Here is a 20,360-nt window from a genome sequence, read left to right on the forward strand (position 1 = left end):
CCTGCCAACCCGCAGAAGAGCCAGCTTCTGCCGTTGCTCCAGCTGTTGCTCTGGCCTCTGCGGGTGCCGGGCGGCAGCCCGGCCAACAGGCCCCTTTTACAGCAGCGGCGGCAGCAACCCCGCACCCAGCCGGTTCCACGCATTGATCACCGCAATGCCCATGCTCAGGTCACTGATGCCCTTCTCATCGAAGTGCGGTGCCAGTGCATCGAACGCCGCCTGCGACGGCGCACCGTCGGTCAGCCGGGTCAGCGCCTCGGCCCAGCCCAGCGCCGCACGTTCACGGGCATCAAAGAAGCGGCTTTCGTGCCAGGCGGGCAGCGTATCGAGCTTGCGCGGCTCGATGCCGCCCTTGCGCAGCGCAGTGCCGTGCATGTCCATGCAGTAGCCGCAGCCGTTGAGCTGCGACACGCGCAGGAACACCAGTTCCATCAGGGTCGGATCGACCGAGCTGTCATGCACCGCCTGGCTGGTGGCCAGCAGGCCCTTGAAGGCCTCGGCGGCCAGGCGGGTGTAGGGGACGCGGGGAGAGGCATGGTTCGACATCGTGGGCTCCACGGCGGCCACAGTGGCCGCCTTTCACTACCAGGACGCCCTACCGTCGCCGCGCGTGACAACGTCCGGCAGCTTCTCCGGATTCAACACGCTGTACACGTTGGCGATGCGGCCATCGACCACTTCGATGGTGGTGATCGAGTGCAGGCGGTCGCCCTGGAAGCGCAGAATCGCCGGCTCGCCATTGACGCAGCCCAGGTGGGCCGGATGCACCGCGCCACGGCGGGCGATGGCCCAGAACAGGCGGCCGATGCGCTCGGCACCCAGCAGTGGGCGGATCGCTGCGGTAACCACGCCGCCACCGTCGGAGACCAGTTGCGCGTTGGCGTGCAGCAGGGCTTGGATCGCCTCGCTGTCGCCGCGCTGCGAGGCGTCCATGAAGCGCGCCAGCAGCTGCCGGTGCTGGCTGGCATCGGCGTTGAAGCGCGGCCGCCGGGCCTGCAGGCGTCGCCGGGCACGGTGCACCATCTGCCGGCAGTTGGCCTCGCTGTGACCGATCAGCTCGGCGATCTCGCGATAGTCGTGGTCGAAGGCCTCTTTCAGCAGGAAGGCGGCGCGTTCTTCGGGGCCGAGTTGTTCGAGCAAGGTCAGGAAGGCCACCGAGACATCGTCGGCCAGCGCATGCAGCTGGGCCGGGCCGGGCGCCGGGTCAGGCTCCAGCGTGACGGCCAGCGGCTCGGCCAGCCACGGCCCGACGTAGTGCGCGCGCTCGCGCTTGGCCGCACGCAGCCGGTCCAGGCCGAGCCGCGTGGTGGTGGTGACCAGCCAGGCCTCGGGGTCGCGGACGCCGGCCGGATCGGCGCCGGACCAGCGCAGCCAGGCATCCTGGACCACGTCTTCGGCGTCGGCGCGGCTGCCGAGCAGGCGATAGGCCAGGGCCATCAGGCGCGGGCGGTGGGTCTGGAAAGCGGTTTCGGCGTTCATGTGGGCAAGGACGCGCCAACGGGGCGGGGCGTGACAGGGCTTCTGGATCTGATCTTGCCGGCCAGCGCCCAGCACGACCACCCCGGGGCCGGGGGAGGGGGTAAAATGGGCGGATTACCCCCGCCAGCCTCGAGCAAGCGAGCAAGCCGTGACATCGATCAAGCAGGAAGACCTCATCCAGTCCATCGCCGACGCGCTGCAGTACATCTCGTACTACCACCCGGTCGACTACATCAAGAACCTCGCCGCTGCCTACGAGCGCGAGGAGTCGCCGGCCGCGAAGGAAGCGATGGCCCAGATCCTGATCAATTCGCGCATGTGCGCCGAGGGCCACCGCCCGATCTGCCAGGACACCGGCATCGTCACCGTGTTCCTGGAAATCGGCATGGACGTGCGCTGGGACGACGCCACCATGGGCGTGGAAGAGATGGCCAATGAGGGCGTTCGCCGCGCCTACATGCACCCGGACAACAAGCTGCGCGCCTCTGTGCTGGCTGATCCGGCCGGCAAGCGCATCAATACCAAGGACAACACTCCGGGCGTGGTCAACGTCAAGGTGGTGCCGGGCAACACCGTCGACGTGATCGTCGCCGCCAAGGGCGGTGGTTCGGAAGCGAAGACCAAGTTCGCCATGCTCAACCCGTCCGACTCCATCGTCGACTGGGTGCTGAAGACCGTGCCGACCATGGGCGCCGGCTGGTGCCCGCCGGGCATGCTCGGCATCGGCATCGGTGGCACCGCCGAGAAGGCGATGCTGCTGGCCAAGGAAGCGCTGATGGAGCCGATCGACATCACCGAACTGCAGGCCCGGGGCGCGTCCAACCGCATTGAAGAGCTGCGCCTGGAGCTGTACGAGAAGGTCAACGCGCTTGGCATTGGTGCGCAGGGCCTGGGGGGCCTGACCACCGTGCTCGACATCAAGATCAAGGATTACCCGACCCACGCGGCCAACCTGCCGGTGGCGATGATCCCGAACTGCGCGGCCACCCGCCATGCGCACTTCACCCTGGATGGCAGCGGCCCGGTGATGCTGGACCCGCCGTCGCTGGAAGACTGGCCGAAACTGACCTATGACGCGTCCAAGGGCACCCGCGTGGACCTGGACACGATCACCCCGGAAGACGTGGCCAGCTGGAAGCCGGGCCAGACCCTGCTGCTCAACGGCAAGCTGCTGACCGGCCGCGACGCCGCGCACAAGCGCATGGTCGACATGCTCAACAAGGGCGAGGAACTGCCGGTGGATCTGAAGGGCCGCTTCATCTACTACGTCGGCCCGGTAGATCCTGTGCGCGACGAAGTGGTGGGCCCGGCCGGCCCGACCACGGCGACCCGCATGGACAAGTTCACCGAGCAGGTGCTGGCGCAGACCGGCCTGCTGGGCATGGTCGGCAAGGCCGAGCGCGGCCCGGCCGCCATCGAAGCGATCAAGAAGCACAAGTCGGCCTACCTGATGGCCGTTGGTGGTTCGGCCTACCTGGTGTCCAAGGCGATCAAGGCGGCCAAGGTGGTCGGTTTCGCCGACCTGGGCATGGAAGCGATCTACGAGTTCACCGTGCAGGACATGCCCGTGACCGTGGCCGTCGATTCCACCGGCGAATCGGTGCACAAGACCGGCCCGCGCGAATGGCAGGCCCGTATTGGCAAGATTCCGGTGGTGGTGGAGTAATCCTTCCGCCCAGTGTTCAGACAACGGCGCCCGTGTGGCGCCGTTGTTGTGTGCAGCCTGCCTGCGCGTGGCCTGCTCTGCTAACGTACTGGCTGGCGTTCTAGAAGGGAGTCCATCGTGCTGCAGTGGCCGCGTGTTTTCGTGTTGCTGGCCGCTGCGCTGGCGTGCAGCGCCTGCGGGCCACGTTACTTCGTCGAGCCTCCCACCCACGAAGCGGGGAAGATCTGCGCGTCGGTCTGCGAGAACCGGAAGGCAACGTGCGACTTCCACAACCGCGCCCTTGCCGAGTCGGATCAGCGCAGCTGCGAAAGCGAGAAGAGCCGGGTCATCAGCCGTTGCAGTGATATCGCCGATGACAAGCAGCGGCACAACTGCGAAGGGGGCAACGGTGCCGGCAACTACTGCGGTCCCCCGGTGCTTCCTTCATGCGGCGCTCCGTACGCCCAATGCCTGCTCTCCTGCGGCGGCACCGTGAATGACGTTCGCACCGACACCGGTGTTCCCGTGTACTGATCGGGGGGCGCGTCGGGCCTGCACGAGTAACCGTAGTCTGCTAGGGTCGGCACATCCCTGCACTGGATGTGCCCATGCGCCTGCATCGATCCGTCGCGACTGTGTTCCTGCTGGTCCTGGCCGGCTGCAGCACAACGTCCTCCTATGAAGGTGCGGATTTCTCCGCCTCCTCGCAGTGCCGCGTGCAATGCCAGGCCGATTATCGGAGCTGCATGGCGCGGGGGAGTATCGGCAGCAACGACTTCAGCTGCGAACAACAGATGGTGCCGGCGCCGGACAAACGCTGCAAGGACGTTGCCAATCCCGAACTGCGCCGTTCCTGTGAACTGAAGACACACGACTGCGCGATACGCACGCCGATCATGTCCTGTAGCGAAGGCCGCGATACCTGCATGAGCCGCTGCGGCTGAGCAACGATTGCCCGTGCAGGGCATAATCGGCCGATTCATCCACCCGGGACTTGCGCATGAGCACCACGCTGTATGGTTCGACCAGCACCGCCGCCCTGGTGGTGCACTGGCTGCTGATCGAACTCGGCATCGAGCACGAACTGGTGCTGCTGGATTTCGACGCACGCGAGCACAAGTCGGCCGAGTACCTGGCACTGAACCCTGCTGGCGTGGTGCCGACGCTGCTGATCGATGGCCTGGTACTGACCGAAGCGGCGGCCATTGCACTGTACCTGGCTGATCGCCATCCGGACGCCAACCTGCTGCCCGCGCTGGGCACACCGCAGCGCGCCGATGCCTACCGTTGGATGTTCTGGTGTGCCAATACGCTGCAGCCGGCCTATCGAGCCTGGTTCTATCCACACGAAATGGCGGGCGAGGCGAATATCGAGGCCAGCCGCGGGATGGCACGGCAGCGCCTGGAAGCGGCCTGGCAGCATGTGGCCGCGCACCTGCATGCACATGGCCCCTACCTGCTGGGCGCCACGCCCTGCGTGGCCGACTACATGCTGGTGATGCTGATGCGCTGGTCGCGCAACATGCCGAGGCCCAGCGACACCTGGCCGGCGCTGAAGGCGCATGCCACGTCGATGAAGGCGCGCCCGGCGTTCGCCGAGGTGTATCGCCGCGAGGGCATCACCGACTGGCAGTAGCCCGTTCTGCAGCGCCGAGCCACGCTCGGCTGCATTCACGGGTGGCACGCGAGCAGCAGCCGGGCAGCAGCCGGCCAGGGCTCGGCTCTGGCAGTGCGGGTTACAGGATCTCCAGCACCGTTTCCGGCGGCCGGCACAGCCGTGTACCCTTGGGCGTGCGCACCACGGGGCGGTTGATCAGCCGCGGGTGTTCGGCCATCGCGGCCAGCAGCGTGGCCTCGTCCGCATCCTCCAGGCCAAGTTCGGTGAACTGCGCCTCCTTGTTGCGCACCAGCGCCCGCGCGTCCAGTTCGGATTCGGCCAGCACCTGGCGCAGCGTGGCCGCATCGGGTGGGTTGCCCAGGTATTCGATCACCTCCGGATCGAAGCCTGCATCGCGGATCAGCTTCAGTGCGCCGCGCGAGTTGCTGCAGGCCGGGTTGTGCCAGATCGTCACGTCCATCAGAACCACTCCAGCAGGGACACACCCACGCCCACGTAGGTGGCCTTGTGGTTGTAATCGATCAGGCTTTCGCCGTAGCCGTCGAAGACCTGCACATGGCCGCGCAGCAGGTTGCTGATCGGGAAGCCGTAATCCAGCTGCAGGGCGCCGTGCGAGCGGCTGCCGGTGCGCAGCGAATGGCGTGCCATCAACGAGACTTCGTGGCCGTTGCGGTTCCAGGTCAGGGTCGCGTCACCGCGGCCCATGTAATCCTCGATGTCCGGGTTGTTGTCATCGCTGCGGGTTTCCGGGATGCGGTACCAGGGGCGCAGCACCAGCGCCCAGTTCTCGCGGTCCAGGCCGATGTTGAGCATGACCCGGTTCCAGCTGCGCGACAGTGGGTCGGCCCGGCCATTGGACTGGTGGTTCAGCGCGATGCCGGTCATGCGCCCGCGCCAGCCACCGATCGAGTAGCCGTTGCGGAAGACCATCATCACTTCCGGTTCGTAATTGGTTTCGCGGAAGGGGCGCGAATCCTCGCTGTTGTAGGCCTGCCAGCGCGAGCTCTGGGTGTAGCCGGCCCAGATGTCGCCGTTGTCGCCGAACAGGTTTTCGGCGATCTTGGTCTTGAAACTGATCTGGAACTTCAGCTCGGCACTGTCCAGCACCTGCGGCGTGGTGACCGTGTTGGCCGGATTCGGCGAATGCGGTGTGGTGTTGCGGTCGCTGGTCCAGAACGCAGGCAGCAGGTACACCGGCTTGTAGGCGCGCAGCTGGAACGGGCCGAGCTTGGAGTCCTCGGCCAGTTCCCAGCGGCTGTCCAGCAGTGAGCCCCGGCCAGCGTTTGCCAGCGCGCTGTCGGGCTCTGCTGGGCGGAGCAGATCACTGACCCGCTCGCGCAGTTTCTCTTCGCCCTGGCTTACGCGTGCAGTCTGTCGTTCTTCGCGACGGGCCTGTGCTGCTGCCTCGGCGGCAGCGTCGGCCTCGGCGGTGGACTGCGCGGAGCGCCCGAACTGCCGGTCATAACAGGCCAGGCGGGCAGCGTCTGTGGTAATCGCCGCACATGCGGCCGGCGAGGCTTCGGCGCTGGGCGCGAACTCCTGCGCAGCGAGCGGAGCACTGGCCAAGGCCAGCGCCAGCGGTGCGAGGCGGGGAAGCAGCGGGGGGAGGGTCATTCCAGCAGGCCCTTCGGTGAATACGGGAGTCGCACAGTGTGGCGGCTGTACCGGGTCGCGGCCAGCCCCCATGGTTTATGCACGCCCACCGCGTGCGTGCGGCGTGAAGGCGGTGCCGATTACAGGAACCACGCGAAGGCGAACAGGCCAAGCATCGCGATCACTACGGCCAGTTTCAGCGCCAGGCCGAGCAGGATGCCGAGCCAGGTGGCCAGTCCCACCCTGGTCGAGCGGCCCAGCTCGCGGGTGTGCCAGTACTCGCCGAGCAGGGCGCCGAGCAGTGGGCCCGCAAACAGGCCGATGGGCATGAAGAACAGCCCCACGATGCTGCCGGCGAAGGTGCCCCACAGCGCCTTGCGGCTGGCACCCACCCGCTGTGCACCCACTACGGTGGCCAGCACGTCCGCCAGCAGCGAGAGCACGGTCAGTACGCCCAGCGCAACCAGGGTCGGCCAGCCGACGTGGACGAAGCCGTCCGCCCAGGCCGCCAGCAGCAGTCCGATGAACACCAGCGGGATGCCGGGCAGGGCCGGGAGGATGATGCCCGCGATGCCGGCGAGGACAAAAATGACCGCTAGCAGATACAAGATGAATGAGAGTCCCATGCTGTCCCGTATGGTGGCCGTTTTGGGGTTGACAGTGAAAGATTTTGCCAGTTGCTTTTTCGTTTTGGGCGGGTTAAGTTGCAGTCGCTGAGCTTGGCAAGGTCACCGTGGATCGTGGCCTGATGAAGCAAGATCTTCCCGATCCGCTGCATCGATGCACCTCGCTTCCCCCTTGCTTGTCAGCCGCCCACCAGGCGTTTCCAACAACAAGAGAGAGTCACCAGGGAGTTAGTGAGATGTCTGATCGCGAGACCGGTACCGTCAAGTGGTTCAACGATGCGAAGGGCTTCGGCTTCATCAGCCGTGAAAACGGCGAAGACGTGTTCGTGCACTTCCGCGCCATCCAGACCCAGGGCTTCAAGAGCCTGAAGGAAGGCCAGAAGGTCACCTTCACCGTCGTGCAGGGCCAGAAAGGCCTGCAGGCCGACGCCGTGCAGCCGACCTGATCGCGCTGCAAGCCGTCGCATGAAAAAGGCCCGCGCAAGCGGGCCTTTTTCTTTGCGATCGGCCCGGTGCAGATCAGCGCAGGATGACCTTGCCGTTGACTACGCGCACGTAGGTGTTTTCGCGGATGCCGCCGAGGTCGCGCTGGTTGACCACGATGGTGCGGCCATCGTCCATGCGCACGCTGATGTCGTAGGTATCGCTGGTGACGTTCTTCTGGATCTGGTTGCCCGCCAGCGCGCCGCCGACCGCGCCCGCAGCGGCGGCGATGTTCTTGTTGCCACGGCTGCCGCCGGTGTGGTCGGAGATCTCGTGGCCAGCCACCGCGCCGACGATGCCGCCGAGGATCGCGCCGGTCGCGCTGGGCGCAGTGCGGCCCGAGGGCACGGTGTTGATGCGGGTGACGATGCCGCAGTCGGCACAACGGCCCTGGTTGTAGCCGCCGTTGTTGCCGTAGCCGCCGTTGTTGTAGCCGTTGTTGTAGCCGCCACCGCCATAGCCGGGGGAGGTGGCACAGCCAGCCAGGGCGAGGGTAGCGATGGCGCTGGCGGCGATGAGCTGGATCTTCATGGGGCGTCTCCTGGCCGTGAAGGCGGGTGCGTTGGGTGGTACTGCGTCGTGCAGCAGGGTGGACGAATCGTCCCCTTTTGAACGTGAACAAGGCGCCAACCGCGCAGCCCTTGCCCGGCTGCAGGATGAATGCGGCTCAGCGGAAGTCCTGGTGGCAGGCGCGGCAATCGGCCTGCACCGTTTCCACCACCTGCGCCAGGGCCGTGCAGTCGCTGGGCGGCGCGGCCAAGGCGGCATTGAGGCTGCCGCGCAGCTGGCTGGCATGCTGCTGGAACTGCGCGCTGTCCTTCAGCCCGGGGAAGGCAAGATCCAGGTCGTTGGACAGCAAGCGCATTGCCTGCAACCGCGGCACGCTGTCGGCCAGGCTGCAGCGGTTCTGCTGCTGGGCCTGCAGCAGCAGCTGCGACTGCCGTTGCATCACCTGCATCAGGCTGTCGGGGAACGGGTCGCGGCGGGACTGCAGGGCACGGCCGACCATCACCGTGGCGACCAGCCCGATCAGCAGGCCCAGGCCGAGCACGAACAGGTAACGGTAGGCAGGGGACGGGCGGCGGGGCGGGCTGGCGTTCATGGCAGGCTCTCCGGCGTGCAACGGTGGGTTCGATGCCGGCGCGCAGCAGGTGCCGGCAGGTGCACGTTAAAATAGCGGCATGAACGAACTGGTCAAACAACGCTTCGCCGGCATCGAACGGCTGTATGGCGTGGGCGCACTCGAGCGCCTGCAGGGCAGCCGCGTGGCGGTGGTGGGCATGGGCGGCGTCGGCTCGTGGGTGGTGGAGGCATTGGCCCGCTCTGCGGTCGGCCACCTGACCCTGATCGATGCCGATGACATCTGCGTGTCCAACACCAACCGGCAGCTGCCGGCGATGGAAGGCAACTACGGCCGCAACAAGGCCGAGGCGATGGCCGAGCGTTGCCGCGCGATCAACCCGGACATCGAGGTCGATGCCGTGCAGGCATTCCTGACCGTGTCGAACATGGCCGAGTTGCTGGACCGTGGCTTCGACCTGGTGATCGATGCCTGCGACAGCTTCCGGGTCAAGGTCGAGACGATCGCCTGGTGCCGTCGCCGCAAGCTGCCGCTGCTGACCGTGGGGGCTGCCGGTGGTCGCACCGATCCGACCCTGGTGCGCATCCGCGATGTCTCGCGCACCGAGCACGATGCCATGCTGGCACTGATCCGCAAGAAGCTGCGCAGCGAGTTCAACTTCCCTAGGAATGCCAAGCGCTACTTTGGCGTGCCGGCGGTGTATTCGCTGGAGAACGTGAAGTACCCGCAGGCCGATGGCAGTGTCTGCGGCATCCGGCCGAACCTGGGCGCCGATGCGGCATTGAAGCTCGATTGTGGTGCAGGCCTGGGGGCAGCGACCCACATCACCGGTGCGTTCGCCTTCGCCGCAGTGGGCAAGGCGCTGGAAATGCTGCTGGAGCCGAAGAAGGTGAAGGCCGACGTGGCTGAAGCCCACGCCGACGCATGACGGTAGACGCCGGCCGCTGGCCGGCATTGCCGTTGATCGTCGCCGATTCGATCAACACGTAAGTGCAGCCGGTAGCGCCGGGCCCTGCCCGGCGGCGGGTCCGCCGCCCGTTACAACGCTGGCAGAGCGAACAGCCGTCGCGCGTTCTCCGTCGTGGCATGTGCAACGGCTTCAACGTCCATTCCGCGCAGTGCCGCGACATGGCGGGCGATGACCGCCAGCCGTGCCGGTTCGTTGCGCTGGCCGCGGATGCCGGCGTCAGGCTGGTCGGGCGCGTCGGTCTCCAGCAGCAGCTGTTCCAGCGGCATCCCGCGCACCAGGCGCTGCAGCCGTTGCGCGCGTTCGTAGGTCAGCGGACCACCGAGACCGAGCAGGAAGCCCTGCCGGTGCAGCTGCGCAGCCTGTTCGGGGCTGCCGGAAAAGCTGTGCACCACGCCGCGCAGGCCGCCGATACGGCGGATCGCGGCGATCACCGCGTCCACCGCGCGTCGCGCGTGCACGATTACCGGCAGCTCGAACTCGCGGGCCAGTTGCAGCTGACCGATGAAATACGCCTGTTGCGCCTCCTCATCCAGCCCCTCGACGAAGAAATCCAGCCCGCATTCGCCGATCGCACACGGGCGTTCGCGCTCGATCCATTCGCGCAGCAGCGGCAGATGGTCGGGCCGGTGCTCGGCCAGGAACATCGGGTGCAGCCCGTAGGCCGGATGCAGCCCCGGCGCCTGCTGGCAGACCACGCGCAGCTTCGGCCAGCTGGCCGCGGTCACCGCCGGCACCACCTGCAGGCGCACGCCAGCGGCCTGCGCGCGCGCGATCACGGCGCTGCGGTCACTGTCGAACTCGCCGGCATCGAGGTGGCAGTGGCTGTCGACCAGCGGGCTCAACGCTGTTCCAGCGACGGCGCAACCGTGGCAGCGTGGCGGCTTTTCCAGTTGGCCAGCAGCAGGGTGCCGAAGCCGAGCACCAGCTCATCGACGAACGGGATCGGGTCCGGGATGAACAGCGTCAGCACGAACAGGCCCGCTGTAAGCTTGAACAGGGTGGGGTAGCGCAGCCGGCGGGCCCATTGCAGTACCGGCAGCAGCATCGGGTTGGCCATGGCGGAAATCCTCGTGGGGAATATGCAAACGCTACCACGGGCCCAGCATTTCCCGATGCTGAATGGGTTATAGGAATGAGCAGGAAATGTGGAGATTCCGTTCAGGCAGCGCATGCTGCAATCTGGTTCGAGAACGTTGCGGATGGTCCGCAAGGAGCAGGTCATGAAAAGCACAACTACAACTGTCCTGGTCGCAGCGGGCGCGCTGCTGGTCGGTGGCATCGCCACCGCCGCCTTCATGAAGAGTGGCGACAAATCGCCCGATTCCATCAGCGCCACCACCCCCAATGGCGAGTCGCGCCTGGTCGACGGCAGTGCCACCGACGATGGCGCACGTGGTGACAGGCTCGACCCGTCTGCGCCGCGTGGGCTGGAATACGCCGACGTGCTGAAGGTCGACCCGATCACCGAGAAGCAGAAGGCCTACGCCACTGTGATCGGCACCGATCCCGTGCGCGAGACTTCCACCACCCAGACCCCGCACGAGGTGTGCCAGGACGTGACCGTGCAGGAACGCCTGCCGGAGCGTGATGGCAACGTCGGTGGCACCGTGGTCGGCGCCGTGGTCGGCGGCCTGCTCGGCAACCAGGTTGGCGGCGGCAACGGCAAGAAGGCCGCGACCGCCGCAGGCGCGGTGGCCGGTGGCTTCATCGGCAACCAGATCGACAAGCGCCACGTGGGTGGCCGCGTGGTCAACCGCACCGAGCGCCAGTGCCACACCGAGACCGCCACCTCCGAGTCGAGCCGTGTTACCGGCTACAACGTGACCTACCGCAACGAAGACGGCACCACCGGTACCATGCGCATGGCCAGCAAGCCGGGCAACCGCATCGCCATGGGCACCAATGACGTGGTGAAGGGCTACAACGTGACCTACCGCTACGACGGCGCCGAGAAGACCGTGCGCATGGACAACAAGCCGGCCAGCGATCGCCTGCCGGTGGTCGATGGCCAGCTGGTCACGCAGACCGCTGCTGCCGACGCCACTGCGGCCACGCGCCAGTAATCCAGAATACGTGCTGTACCCGACGGGCCGGCGCATGCCGGCCCGTTTCGTTGTGAGCGCGGGCATTCATCCGTGTGGAGGCCGAATCCACCATCATGGTGGCCCCTTCGACATGGAGTCGGCATGAGCATCTTCGACCTGCGCCTGGAAACCGAGCGCCTGATCCTGCGCCCGCTGCGGCGCGAGGACTACGAACCCTATCTGGCGTTCTGCGCCGACGAGGAAACGATGCGCACCCTCGGTGGCGTGCAGCCGCCTTCGGTAGCCTGGCGCGGCTTCTGTAGCCTGGCTGGCGCCTGGCAGCTGTTCGGCTTCTCGATGTTCAGCGTGATCGAAAAATCCAGCGGGGACTGGATCGGGCGGATGGGCCCCTGGCAACCGCAGGACTGGCCGGGTACCGAGGTCGGCTGGGGCATCCGCCGCGCCAGCTGGGGCCGGGGCTATGCGCCGGAAGCGGCGGTCGCGGCGATCGACTGGGCCTTCGACACGCTGGGTTGGCACGAGGTGATCCATACCATCGCCGAGAACAACGACAACTCGCGGGCGGTCGCGCGCAAGCTCGGCAGCAGGTTGCTGCGCATGGGCGAATTGCCGCCGCCTTACAACGACAAGCCGATGCAGATCTGGGGCCAGTCGCGCGAGCAGTGGCGGCAACGCGCGCGCTGAGCGTTGCCCGGCACTACCGGGGTGCCATGCTGCATCCGCGCTTGGCATTCCCTGGCGCACTTGCCAGACTGCACGCAGCCGGCCGCCGGCCGGATCCGATGGAGCAGGCAATGGTGGAAGAGCGCGTCCCGCTGACGGTGCATGGCATGTCGGTCTCGGGCAATTGCCACAAGGTCCGGCTGCTGCTTGAGCAGCTCGGGAGCCGTTACCGCTGGGTGGAAGTGGACAGTGCTCATGGCCAGACCCACACGCCCGAATTCCTTGCGCTCAACCCGAATGCCAAGGTGCCGCTGATCGTCCGCGACGACGGCCGCGTGCTGACCGAATCCAACGCGATCCTGTTCTGGCTGGCAGAAGGCACGCCCTACCTGCCCAGCGATGGCTGGGAGCGTGCGCAGGCGTTGAGCTGGATGTTCTTCGAGCAGTACACGCACGAGCCGTGCGTGGCGGTAGCGCGCTTCATCCGGGGCTGGACGGCGCCCGACTCGCCACGCCGCGCCGAGCTGCCACGGTTGCACGAGCGCGCCGCCACCGCGCTGGCGGTGATGGAGCAGCACCTTCGCCAGGCGCAGTGGTTCACCGGCAGCAGCTACGGCATCGCCGATATCGCCCTGTTTGCCTACACCGACGTGGCAGGCGAGGGCGGCATCAGCCTGGAGCCATTCCCCGAGGTGCGCGCCTGGCTGCAGCGCGTGCGTGCGCAGCCGCGCTTCCTGCCGATGCCGGCGGTGACCGCCGAGGTGCGCTCGCGTTTCGAGGCGGCTTGATGCCCACAGGGTAGCGCCCGGTATTGCCGGGCGGAACGCAACAACGACACGGAGGGTGTTCGATGTTCGCTGTGGTTCCGGATCCGATTCCCGCACGCATGCGGGGGCTCAACCGCGCCGAGGTGTGCGACGTCAATTTCCTTGAGACGGTGCGCGGGTGGCGCGGGACGCCGCGCCCGCGACCCGCGGCAGATGCTCCGATCCTGCCCGGCAGTACGCTCACCGCTGCCGCCTTCGATGAACTGTTCGACTCGCAGCTGGCCAGCCGCCAGCTGGACCTGATGGCGCGCGTGCTGCGCGTGCAGAACAAGGTCTTCTACACCATCGGGTCGTCCGGCCATGAAGGCAACGCGCTGCTGGCGCGGGCCTGCCGGCACACCGATCCTGCCTTCCTGCACTATCGTTCCGGCGCCTTCATGGCCGAGCGTTCGCGCCAGGTGCCGGGCATCGACCCGTTGCGCGATGCTGCGCTTTCCTTCGCTGCCTGCGCCGATGATCCGGCCAGTGGTGGCCGCCACAAAGTGTGGGGCAGCAAGCCGCTGTGGGTGCTGCCGCAGACTTCGACCATCGCCTCGCACCTGCCGAAAGCGCTGGGCACCGCGCTGGCCATCGAGAGTGGCAAGCGGCTGGCGCAGGCGCTGCCGGTTCCCGCCGACAGTATCGTGCTCTGCTCGTTCGGCGACGCCTCGGCCAATCACGCTACCGCGCAGACGGCGTTCAACACCGCGATGTGGGCGGCCTACCAGAAACTGCCGGCGCCAATCCTGTTCGTCTGCGAGGACAACGGCCTGGGCATCTCGGTGAAGACCCCCGATGGCTGGATCGCCGAGCGCTTCAGCCACCAGCCGGGGCTGGACTATTTCTTCGCCGACGGGCTGGACCTGGCCACCGGGCACGCTCAGGTGCAGGCCGCGGTGGAACACTGCCGGCGAACGCGGCGACCGACTTTCCTGCATCTGCGCACCACGCGCCTGATGGGCCACGCCGGCACCGACTTCGAAGTGGAATGGCGGGCGTTGCCGGAGCTGTGCGCGGCCGAGGCGCAGGATCCGCTGCTGCGCTCGGCGCAGATCGCACTGGAGTCGGGCTGGATGGATGCGGCCGCGATCGAGACGGCCTACGAGACGATGCGTGCGCGCTGCATGGCCGCTGCCACCGAGGCTGAAGGCGGGGCGAAGCTGGGGTCGCTGCGGGAGGTGATGGCGCCGCTCGCACCGTACACGCCGGCAGCGGTGCAGGCCGAAGCGCAGCGCGAGGTCGCTGCCGAAGCGCGCGAGGCACTCTATGGTGGTATCGAGGCATTGCCCGAACGACAGGCGCCGCGGCATCTGGCGATCCAGATCAACCACGGCCTGCAGGAATTGCTGGCGAAGTATCCGCAGAGCCTGCTGTTCGGCGAGGACGTGGCCCAGAAGGGCGGTGTGTACACTGTCACAAAGGATCTGCTGCGCCGCTTCGGGCCACGCCGGGTGTTCAACACCCTGCTGGACGAAACCATGATCCTGGGCATGGCGCAGGGCCTGGCCAACATGGGCATGCTGCCGATTCCGGAAATCCAGTACCTGGCCTACCTGCACAATGCCATCGACCAGCTGCGTGGCGAGGCCTGTTCGCTGCAGTTCTTCTCCAACGACCAGTACCGCAACCCGATGCTGCTGCGGGTGGCCGGGCTGGGCTACCAGAAGGGCTTCGGCGGCCACTTCCACAACGACAACTCGATCACCGCCCTGCGCGACATCCCCGGGCTGGTGGTCGGCTGCCCGTCGCGCGGCGACGATGCGGTGATGATGCTGCGCACGCTGGCCGCACTGGCGCGGGTGGATGGGCGCGTGGCGGTGTTCCTGGAGCCGATCGCGCTGTACATGAGCAAGGATCTGCATGAGCCGGGCGATGGCCAGTGGCTGTTCGACTATCCGGCCCAGGGCCGGGCACTGGTGCCGGGCGAAGGCCGTGTTTACGGGCCGGAGGCGGGCGATCTGGTGGTCTACACGTATGGCAACGGCGTGCCGATGGCGTTGCGCGCAGCGCAAGCCATCGGGCAGCAGCTGGACTGGCAGGTGCGGGTGGTCGACCTGCGCTGGCTGGTGCCGCTGGATGCCGGCTTCATCGCCGCCCAGGCCGCCAGCGCACGGCGGGTGCTGGTGCTGGACGAGGGCCGGCACAGTGGCGGGGTGGGCGAGGGCGTGGTGACCGCACTGGTCGAGGCCGGTTTCGGCCATCTGCCACTGCGCCGGGTCTGCGGTGCCGATACCTACACCCCGTTGGCGGGGGCAGCAATGTTCGGGCTTCCAAGCGACAATGCGGTGATTGGCGCCGCCCTTGAACTGGCGCAGGAACCTTGATGCATGTGTGGATTGGCGGGAATGTTGTTGCCGGCGCCTGTGGCGTCGGCCGAGCTACTGCAGGCGCAGGTGCTGGCCATGGGCGAAGCGCTGCACCATCGCGGGCCGGATGATGGCGGCAACTGGGTCGATGCCGGTGCAGGCATCGCGCTGGCACACCGTCGCCTGAGCATTCTCGACCTGTCGCCGCTGGGCCACCAGCCGATGGCTTCGGCCGACGGCCGCTATGTGATGGCGTACAACGGCGAGGTCTACAACTTCGCTGCCCTGCGTGCAGAACTGGAGCCATTGGGGCATGTCTTCCGTGGTCACTCCGACACCGAGGTGCTGCTGGCAGCGATCCTGCAATGGGGCATGGAAGACACCCTGCAGCGCTGCAACGGCATGTTCGCCATCGCGCTGTGGGACCGCCAGCAGCAATGCCTGTGGCTGGCCCGCGACCGCGTTGGCAAGAAGCCGTTGTACTACGGCTGGGCCGGGGACACCCTGGTGTTCGGCTCCGAACTGAAGGCGCTGTGGCAGCACCCGGCCTTCGACAACGACATCGACCGTGACGCACTGACCCTGCTGCTGCGGCTGGACTACATTCCAGCCCCGCACAGCATCCACCAGCGCTGCTACAAGCTGATGCCGGGCCGCGTGCTGCGCCTGGATGCCGAAGCCGTGGCGGCGGGCGCTTCGGCGCATCGCCCGGAACAGGCGCAGCGCCCCTACTGGGATGCACGTGCACGCATGCAGGCGGCGCTGGCTGCGCCGTTCCAGGGCCGCATCGAGGAGGCCGAGGAGCAGCTGGACGGGCTGCTGCGCGACGCAGTGGCGCTGCGCATGGTGGCCGACGTGCCGGTGGGCGTGTTCCTGTCCGGGGGTACCGATTCGTCGCTGGTGGCGGCGCTGATGCAGGCGCAGAGCGGGCAGCCGGTGCACAGTTTCAGCATCGGATTTACCGATTCGAGCCACGACGAGGCGCCGCTGGCCAAGGAACTGGCCGCGCACCTGGGCTGTGACCACACCGAACTCTACGTGAGTGGCGCCGATGCACTGGCGGTGGTGCCGCAGTTGCCGGCGATGTTTGACGAACCCTTCGCCGATGCCTCGCAGGTACCGACCGCGCTGGTCGCCCGGCTGGCGCGGCAGGGCGTGACCGTGGCGCTTTCCGGCGATGGTGGCGATGAACTGTTCTTCGGCTACACCCGCTATGTGCGCGCGCTGCGCAACTGGCAGATGCTGGGGCGCGTGCCTGGGCCGCTGCGGCGCTGGATGGGCGCGCGCTCCCAGCAGCAGGGCGAGGCCTCGCGTACCGGCGGCCTGGCCGCGCTGTTGGCCGAGTCCGGCGCGCGTGGCATCGGTGATGTGTACCGCAACCGCATCTCGCGCTGGCGCGACCCGACAGCGGCAGTGCCCGGCGCGCAGGCTGCCGGCAGCTTCTATGATCTGGCCGATCCGTTGCACGGCGCCGGCACACCGGCCGACGCGATGATGCTGGCCGATTACCTGACCTACCTGCCGGATGATCTGCTGTGCAAGGTCGACCGGACCTCGATGGCGGTCAGCCTGGAAGCGCGCGCACCGTTGCTGGATTCACGCGTGGCCGAGTTCGCCTGGTCGCTGCCGCTGGGCTTCAAGCGCAGTGAGACCACCAGCAAGGTGCTGCTCAAGCGCGTGCTGGGCCGTTATGTGCCGCAGTCGATGGTGCACCGTCCCAAGCGCGGTTTCGGCGCACCGGTCAGTGATTGGCTGAAGGGCGACCTGCGGCCGTGGGCCGAAGACCTGTTGCAGCCGGCACGGCTGGAGCGGGAGGGCGTGCTGTCGGCGGCCGCCATACAGCCGCTGTGGCAGCAGTTCCTCGGCGGCCAGCGCAAGTGGCATACCCATCTGTGGAACGTGCTGATGTTCCAGGCCTGGCAGGCGCATTGGCGGCAGGTGCGTGCGGGCGTGACGGGCGGCTGATCTTCACCGGCCTGCAAGGGCCCGGCGACTAGGCTGGTGCTCCCGCACCGTGAGGAGTATGTCCCGATGTCCGTCCCCACCATCGCCGTGTTCGTTGGCAGCCTGCGCAAGGATTCCTGCAACCGCAAGCTGGCCCATGCGCTGGAGAAGCTCGCCGGTGATCGCGCGCGCTTCCAGTATGTGCAGATCGGCGATCTGCCGTTGTACGACCAGGATTTCGACGCCGATTATCCGCCGCAGGGCACCCGGCTGAAGGACCAGGTGCGCGCCGCCGACGCGGTGCTGTTCGTGACACCCGAGTACAACCGGTCGGTGCCCGGCGTGCTCAAGAACGCCATCGATATCGGATCGCGCCCGTATGGTGACAGTGCGTTTGCCGGCAAGCCGGCGGCGGTGATCGGCGCCTCCATCGGCCAGATCGGCACCGCCGTGGCCCAGCAGCATCTGCGCAACAGCCTGGCCTTCCTGGACATGCACGTGCTCGGCCAGCCAGAGGCATTCATTCATTTCAAGGACGGCCTGATCGATGCCGACGGCACGGTCCACAACGAGGGCACGCAGAAATTCCTGCAGGGCTATATGGACCGGTTCCTGGCGCTGATCGCGGTGCACGTCAAGGGCGATTGACGCCAGCGGTCGACACCCCCATCTGCGATAATGCGTGCTCGGGCGCCGCAACGGCGCCCGTCGCAGGCAGTGCGACGCTCCCACGCCAGTCTGGCCAGGTACCGGCGGATATCCCCCGTTTTCCCACGGTTTATCCACAGGCTTGTCCATCGCCGCCGGGGGCGGCACATGCCTACACTCGTCTCGCCCACTTTTGCAGGAAACATCGCAGCATGTCCGCTCGCCCCGGCTTCCGTTCCAACCGCAGAGAGCGCGGTGATGGCTTCGATCGCGAACGCGACGAGTCGCGCATCGACCAGCTGCGGGTACCGCCGCATTCGGTGGAAGCCGAGCAGGCGGTGCTGGGTGGCCTGATGCTGGCCCCGGAGGCCTACGACCGGGTCAATGACCAGCTGACCGAAAGCGACTTCTACCGCCGCGACCACCAGATGATCTATCGCGCAATCCGTGAGCTGTCCGAGCGCGAGCGGCCGTTCGATGCGGTGACCTTGGGCGAGTGGTTCGAATCGCAGGGCAAGATGGAACTGGTGGGTGATGGCGCCTACCTGGTCGAGCTGGCCAGTACCACGCCGTCAGCCGCCAACATCGTGGCCTATGCCGAGATCGTGCGTGACAAGGCGGTGCTGCGGCAGCTGATCCAGGTCGGCACGGATATCGTCAACGACGGCTTCCAGCCCGAAGGGCGTGACAGCAGCGAGCTGCTGGCCTCGGCAGAAAAGAGCGTGTTCGCCATCGCCGAACAGGGCGCACGCGGCCGTACCGATTTCGTGGCGATGCCCGGTGCACTGAAGGATGCCTTCGAAGAGCTGCGCAGTCGTTTCGAGAACGGCGGCAACATTACCGGCCTGCCGACCGGTTATACCGATTTCGACGCAATGACCTCCGGCCTGCAGCCGACCGACCTGATCATCCTTGCCGCGCGCCCGGCCATGGGCAAGACCACCTTCGCACTGAACATCGCCGAGTACGCAGCGATCAAATCGAAGAAAGGCGTGGCCGTGTTCTCGATGGAAATGTCGGCCGCGCAGTTGGCGATGCGCCTGATTTCCTCCAATGGCCGCATCAACGCGCAGCGCCTGCGTACCGGCCAGCTGGAAGACGAGGACTGGAGCCGTGTCACCAGCGCAATCAAGATGCTGAAGGAAACCAAGATCTTCATCGACGACACGCCCGGCGTGTCGCCTGAAGTGCTGCGTTCCAAGTGCCGCCGCCTCAAGCGCGAGCATGACCTGGGCCTGGTGGTGATCGACTACCTGCAGCTGATGAGCGTGCCGGGCAACAGCGAGAACCGCGCGACTGAAATCTCGGAAATCTCGCGTTCGCTGAAGGGCCTGGCCAAGGAACTGAACGTTCCAGTGATCGCGTTGTCGCAGCTCAACCGCTCGCTGGAAACGCGTACCGACAAGCGCCCGGTGATGGCCGACCTTCGCGAATCGGGCGCAATCGAGCAGGACGCGGACATGATCGTCTTCATCTACCGCGACGATTACTACAACAAGGAAAATTCGCCAGACAAGGGCTTGGCCGAGATCATCATCGGCAAGCACCGTGGTGGCCCGACCGGTTCGTGCAAGCTGAAGTTCTTTGGCGAATACACCCGATTCGACAACCTGGCCCACGATTCGGTCGGTTCGTTCGAGTAACGGTCGTGCCGGCCGTTGGCCGGCAACCGCCATCGGGCGCTGTAGAGCCCAAGGCAGCGGCAGGAGCCGCTGTCGGCGCCCCCGTGCAGCGCCGGTTCCATGCGGTCGCCACGAAGCGCAGCCGGGCATGGGCTCGGCGTTGCACCGGCGCTGGGTCGGTTTCATCGCCCCCAGCCCGGTTTCGTCGCAAACCGTTTGCGCGCGGCAAGGGCAGGGCGCCAACGTGTCGGCAGGCGGCAAGGTGCCGCCACAAGGAGACCGTGATGAAGACCCTGTTCGCGCTCGGTGTGTGGTGCGTGCTGTTCGTGCTGTGCTGGCCGCTGGCGGTCCTCGCCCTGATCGCGTGGCCGTTTGTCTGGTTGCTGAGCCTGCCGTTCCGCTTGGTCGGCATCACGTTCTCGGCGCTGTTTGCGTTCCTGCGCGCGCTGTTCATGCTGCCCGCGCGCCTGCTCGGCGGCGGCCCGGTGGCGGCATGAGGGCGGTGATGCTGGTCGCGCTGGCATTGCTTGCGGGGCCGGCACCGGCCACACCGGTGTCACCGTCGTCCGCATGGCTGGAACGACAGCAGGCCGCCGCTGCCGATGAGGCGGATGCTGCAGCGGCCAGGGCGGTCAAGCCCAGGGAGCGCTGCCGGGTGGTGAAGGAGTGGAAGGCGGGTGGAACCGTGGTCCAGCACCGCATCTGTGACGATCCGCCGAAGAAGCCGGCCGGAAAGGTGTAGCGCCGAGCCCAATGCTCGGCGGCCTGTGCAGGGCAGCCGAGCGTGGGCGCGGCCCGACAGGGGAATTAGGAACAAAAAAACCCCCCCCC

At 67.0% G+C, this 20,360-nt stretch carries 24 protein-coding genes; 15 read left to right on the forward strand and 9 right to left on the reverse strand.

Going from position 1 to position 20,360, the window contains the following annotated elements; translation table 11 throughout:
* Nucleotides 1-96 precede the first annotated feature (96 nt).
* Together O0J15_RS14510 and O0J15_RS14515 are read right to left on the reverse strand one after the other, a co-directional pair.
* A complete protein-coding gene (locus tag O0J15_RS14510) occupies nucleotides 97-546 on the reverse strand; it encodes a carboxymuconolactone decarboxylase family protein (RefSeq protein ID WP_308305857.1) in 450 nt (149 codons plus the stop codon).
* Nucleotides 547-582: 36 nt separating this feature from the next.
* Nucleotides 583-1,479 carry an RNA polymerase sigma-70 factor gene (locus O0J15_RS14515; protein WP_308305858.1) on the reverse strand — a complete coding sequence of 299 codons (897 nt, stop codon included), beginning with the start codon at nucleotides 1,477-1,479 and terminating at the stop codon, nucleotides 583-585.
* Between the two features lie 148 nt (nucleotides 1,480-1,627).
* Between O0J15_RS14515 and O0J15_RS14520 the strand changes: the two genes are divergently transcribed.
* The 4 genes from O0J15_RS14520 (at nucleotide 1,628) to O0J15_RS14535 (ending at nucleotide 4,760) form a co-directional block, all read left to right on the forward strand.
* Entirely contained in the window at nucleotides 1,628-3,145 is a 1,518-nt protein-coding gene (locus O0J15_RS14520) for a fumarate hydratase (RefSeq protein WP_019660432.1), read from the forward strand.
* A 117-nt stretch (nucleotides 3,146-3,262) separates the two neighbouring features.
* Entirely contained in the window at nucleotides 3,263-3,658 is a 396-nt protein-coding gene (locus O0J15_RS14525) for a hypothetical protein (protein WP_308305859.1), read from the forward strand.
* Between the two features lie 74 nt (nucleotides 3,659-3,732).
* The gene (locus O0J15_RS14530; RefSeq protein WP_019660430.1) at nucleotides 3,733-4,068 is read left to right on the forward strand and encodes a hypothetical protein; all 336 of its coding nucleotides are present in this window, start codon (nucleotides 3,733-3,735) and stop codon (nucleotides 4,066-4,068) included.
* A 56-nt stretch (nucleotides 4,069-4,124) separates the two neighbouring features.
* On the forward strand, nucleotides 4,125-4,760 hold the full coding sequence (locus O0J15_RS14535) for a glutathione S-transferase family protein (RefSeq protein ID WP_019660429.1): 636 nt from the start codon (nucleotides 4,125-4,127) through the stop codon (nucleotides 4,758-4,760).
* Nucleotides 4,761-4,860: 100 nt separating this feature from the next.
* Here the strand turns inward: O0J15_RS14535 and arsC are convergent, their stop codons facing one another.
* The 3 genes from arsC to O0J15_RS14550 form a co-directional block, all read right to left on the reverse strand.
* The gene (gene arsC, locus O0J15_RS14540; RefSeq protein ID WP_308305860.1) at nucleotides 4,861-5,202 is read right to left on the reverse strand and encodes an arsenate reductase (glutaredoxin); all 342 of its coding nucleotides are present in this window, start codon (nucleotides 5,200-5,202) and stop codon (nucleotides 4,861-4,863) included.
* On the reverse strand, nucleotides 5,202-6,356 hold the full coding sequence (locus tag O0J15_RS14545; protein ID WP_019660427.1) for a phospholipase A: 1,155 nt from the start codon (nucleotides 6,354-6,356) through the stop codon (nucleotides 5,202-5,204). The genes arsC and O0J15_RS14545 overlap by 1 nt, the downstream gene beginning before the upstream one ends.
* Before the next feature lie 119 nt (nucleotides 6,357-6,475).
* Nucleotides 6,476-6,961, reverse strand: a complete 486-nt coding sequence (locus tag O0J15_RS14550; protein ID WP_019660426.1) for a DUF456 domain-containing protein — start codon at nucleotides 6,959-6,961, stop codon at nucleotides 6,476-6,478.
* A 236-nt stretch (nucleotides 6,962-7,197) separates the two neighbouring features.
* Here O0J15_RS14550 and O0J15_RS14555 point away from each other — a divergent pair, with 236 nt between their 5' ends.
* Complete coding sequence (locus tag O0J15_RS14555) at nucleotides 7,198-7,407, forward strand: cold-shock protein (protein WP_005410290.1); 210 nt, start codon at nucleotides 7,198-7,200, stop codon at nucleotides 7,405-7,407.
* Between the two features lie 73 nt (nucleotides 7,408-7,480).
* Here O0J15_RS14555 and O0J15_RS14560 read toward each other — a convergent pair whose 3' ends face one another.
* Nucleotides 7,481-7,975: a glycine zipper 2TM domain-containing protein gene (locus O0J15_RS14560; protein WP_005410289.1), complete on the reverse strand. Its 495-nt coding sequence runs from the start codon at nucleotides 7,973-7,975 to the stop codon at nucleotides 7,481-7,483.
* Between the two features lie 136 nt (nucleotides 7,976-8,111).
* Nucleotides 8,112-8,546 carry a cytochrome c gene (locus tag O0J15_RS14565; protein WP_019660425.1) on the reverse strand — a complete coding sequence of 145 codons (435 nt, stop codon included), beginning with the start codon at nucleotides 8,544-8,546 and terminating at the stop codon, nucleotides 8,112-8,114.
* A 79-nt stretch (nucleotides 8,547-8,625) separates the two neighbouring features.
* Between O0J15_RS14565 and O0J15_RS14570 the strand changes: the two genes are divergently transcribed.
* Nucleotides 8,626-9,453, forward strand: a complete 828-nt coding sequence (locus O0J15_RS14570) for a ThiF family adenylyltransferase (RefSeq protein ID WP_019660424.1) — start codon at nucleotides 8,626-8,628, stop codon at nucleotides 9,451-9,453.
* A 110-nt stretch (nucleotides 9,454-9,563) separates the two neighbouring features.
* On the opposite strand, the gene O0J15_RS14575 is transcribed toward O0J15_RS14570, so the two are convergent.
* Nucleotides 9,564-10,337, reverse strand: a complete 774-nt coding sequence (locus tag O0J15_RS14575; protein ID WP_019660423.1) for a TatD family hydrolase — start codon at nucleotides 10,335-10,337, stop codon at nucleotides 9,564-9,566.
* Complete coding sequence (locus tag O0J15_RS14580) at nucleotides 10,334-10,552, reverse strand: DUF6116 family protein (RefSeq protein WP_019660422.1); 219 nt, start codon at nucleotides 10,550-10,552, stop codon at nucleotides 10,334-10,336. Before O0J15_RS14580 ends, O0J15_RS14575 begins: the two co-directional genes overlap by 4 nt.
* Nucleotides 10,553-10,715: 163 nt before the next feature.
* Between O0J15_RS14580 and O0J15_RS14585 the strand changes: the two genes are divergently transcribed.
* From O0J15_RS14585 to O0J15_RS14625, 9 genes are all read left to right on the forward strand, one after another.
* Nucleotides 10,716-11,558, forward strand: a complete 843-nt coding sequence (locus tag O0J15_RS14585) for a glycine zipper 2TM domain-containing protein (protein ID WP_031269992.1) — start codon at nucleotides 10,716-10,718, stop codon at nucleotides 11,556-11,558.
* 123 nt (nucleotides 11,559-11,681) lie between these two features.
* Nucleotides 11,682-12,224, forward strand: a complete 543-nt coding sequence (locus tag O0J15_RS14590; protein ID WP_019660420.1) for a GNAT family N-acetyltransferase — start codon at nucleotides 11,682-11,684, stop codon at nucleotides 12,222-12,224.
* A 110-nt stretch (nucleotides 12,225-12,334) separates the two neighbouring features.
* Nucleotides 12,335-12,991 carry a glutathione S-transferase family protein gene (locus O0J15_RS14595; protein ID WP_031269994.1) on the forward strand — a complete coding sequence of 219 codons (657 nt, stop codon included), beginning with the start codon at nucleotides 12,335-12,337 and terminating at the stop codon, nucleotides 12,989-12,991.
* Nucleotides 12,992-13,053: 62 nt separating this feature from the next.
* Nucleotides 13,054-15,333: a thiamine pyrophosphate-dependent enzyme gene (locus O0J15_RS14600; RefSeq protein WP_308305861.1), complete on the forward strand. Its 2,280-nt coding sequence runs from the start codon at nucleotides 13,054-13,056 to the stop codon at nucleotides 15,331-15,333.
* A gap of 3 nt (nucleotides 15,334-15,336) precedes the next feature.
* Nucleotides 15,337-17,280: an asparagine synthase (glutamine-hydrolyzing) gene (gene asnB, locus O0J15_RS14605; protein WP_021203034.1), complete on the forward strand. Its 1,944-nt coding sequence runs from the start codon at nucleotides 15,337-15,339 to the stop codon at nucleotides 17,278-17,280.
* Nucleotides 17,281-17,346: 66 nt separating this feature from the next.
* Nucleotides 17,347-17,907: an NADPH-dependent FMN reductase gene (locus O0J15_RS14610; RefSeq protein WP_021203035.1), complete on the forward strand. Its 561-nt coding sequence runs from the start codon at nucleotides 17,347-17,349 to the stop codon at nucleotides 17,905-17,907.
* Nucleotides 17,908-18,119: 212 nt separating this feature from the next.
* The gene (locus tag O0J15_RS14615) at nucleotides 18,120-19,550 is read left to right on the forward strand and encodes a replicative DNA helicase (RefSeq protein WP_019660415.1); all 1,431 of its coding nucleotides are present in this window, start codon (nucleotides 18,120-18,122) and stop codon (nucleotides 19,548-19,550) included.
* A 263-nt stretch (nucleotides 19,551-19,813) separates the two neighbouring features.
* Nucleotides 19,814-20,026 carry a hypothetical protein gene (locus O0J15_RS14620; protein WP_021203037.1) on the forward strand — a complete coding sequence of 71 codons (213 nt, stop codon included), beginning with the start codon at nucleotides 19,814-19,816 and terminating at the stop codon, nucleotides 20,024-20,026.
* Complete coding sequence (locus O0J15_RS14625; protein ID WP_134735836.1) at nucleotides 20,023-20,271, forward strand: hypothetical protein; 249 nt, start codon at nucleotides 20,023-20,025, stop codon at nucleotides 20,269-20,271. The genes O0J15_RS14620 and O0J15_RS14625 overlap by 4 nt, the downstream gene beginning before the upstream one ends.
* Nucleotides 20,272-20,360: the final 89 nt, after the last annotated feature.

This window comes from Stenotrophomonas sp. Sm10 (assembly GCF_030985515.1).
Lineage (GTDB): Bacteria > Pseudomonadota > Gammaproteobacteria > Xanthomonadales > Xanthomonadaceae > Stenotrophomonas > Stenotrophomonas hibiscicola.

Excerpts from the sequence above, each read along its gene's own strand:
- O0J15_RS14530 (WP_019660430.1), top strand. The coding sequence starts at position 3,733 with ATGCGCCTGCATCGATCCGTCGCGACTGTGTTCCTGCTGGTCCTGGCC.
- arsC (WP_308305860.1), bottom strand. The coding sequence starts at position 5,202 with ATGGACGTGACGATCTGGCACAACCCGGCCTGCAGCAACTCGCGCGGC.
- O0J15_RS14590 (WP_019660420.1), top strand. The coding sequence starts at position 11,682 with ATGAGCATCTTCGACCTGCGCCTGGAAACCGAGCGCCTGATCCTGCGC.
- O0J15_RS14570 (WP_019660424.1), top strand. The coding sequence starts at position 8,626 with ATGAACGAACTGGTCAAACAACGCTTCGCCGGCATCGAACGGCTGTAT.
- O0J15_RS14545 (WP_019660427.1), bottom strand. The coding sequence starts at position 6,356 with ATGACCCTCCCCCCGCTGCTTCCCCGCCTCGCACCGCTGGCGCTGGCC.
- O0J15_RS14535 (WP_019660429.1), top strand. The coding sequence starts at position 4,125 with ATGAGCACCACGCTGTATGGTTCGACCAGCACCGCCGCCCTGGTGGTG.
- O0J15_RS14580 (WP_019660422.1), bottom strand. The coding sequence starts at position 10,552 with ATGGCCAACCCGATGCTGCTGCCGGTACTGCAATGGGCCCGCCGGCTG.
- O0J15_RS14600 (WP_308305861.1), top strand. The coding sequence starts at position 13,054 with ATGTTCGCTGTGGTTCCGGATCCGATTCCCGCACGCATGCGGGGGCTC.
- asnB (WP_021203034.1), top strand. The coding sequence starts at position 15,337 with ATGTGTGGATTGGCGGGAATGTTGTTGCCGGCGCCTGTGGCGTCGGCC.
- O0J15_RS14585 (WP_031269992.1), top strand. The coding sequence starts at position 10,716 with ATGAAAAGCACAACTACAACTGTCCTGGTCGCAGCGGGCGCGCTGCTG.
- O0J15_RS14555 (WP_005410290.1), top strand. The coding sequence starts at position 7,198 with ATGTCTGATCGCGAGACCGGTACCGTCAAGTGGTTCAACGATGCGAAG.
- O0J15_RS14625 (WP_134735836.1), top strand. The coding sequence starts at position 20,023 with ATGAGGGCGGTGATGCTGGTCGCGCTGGCATTGCTTGCGGGGCCGGCA.
- O0J15_RS14510 (WP_308305857.1), bottom strand. The coding sequence starts at position 546 with ATGTCGAACCATGCCTCTCCCCGCGTCCCCTACACCCGCCTGGCCGCC.
- O0J15_RS14565 (WP_019660425.1), bottom strand. The coding sequence starts at position 8,546 with ATGAACGCCAGCCCGCCCCGCCGCCCGTCCCCTGCCTACCGTTACCTG.
- O0J15_RS14550 (WP_019660426.1), bottom strand. The coding sequence starts at position 6,961 with ATGGGACTCTCATTCATCTTGTATCTGCTAGCGGTCATTTTTGTCCTC.
- O0J15_RS14515 (WP_308305858.1), bottom strand. The coding sequence starts at position 1,479 with ATGAACGCCGAAACCGCTTTCCAGACCCACCGCCCGCGCCTGATGGCC.
- O0J15_RS14620 (WP_021203037.1), top strand. The coding sequence starts at position 19,814 with ATGAAGACCCTGTTCGCGCTCGGTGTGTGGTGCGTGCTGTTCGTGCTG.
- O0J15_RS14615 (WP_019660415.1), top strand. The coding sequence starts at position 18,120 with ATGTCCGCTCGCCCCGGCTTCCGTTCCAACCGCAGAGAGCGCGGTGAT.
- O0J15_RS14610 (WP_021203035.1), top strand. The coding sequence starts at position 17,347 with ATGTCCGTCCCCACCATCGCCGTGTTCGTTGGCAGCCTGCGCAAGGAT.
- O0J15_RS14595 (WP_031269994.1), top strand. The coding sequence starts at position 12,335 with ATGGTGGAAGAGCGCGTCCCGCTGACGGTGCATGGCATGTCGGTCTCG.
- O0J15_RS14560 (WP_005410289.1), bottom strand. The coding sequence starts at position 7,975 with ATGAAGATCCAGCTCATCGCCGCCAGCGCCATCGCTACCCTCGCCCTG.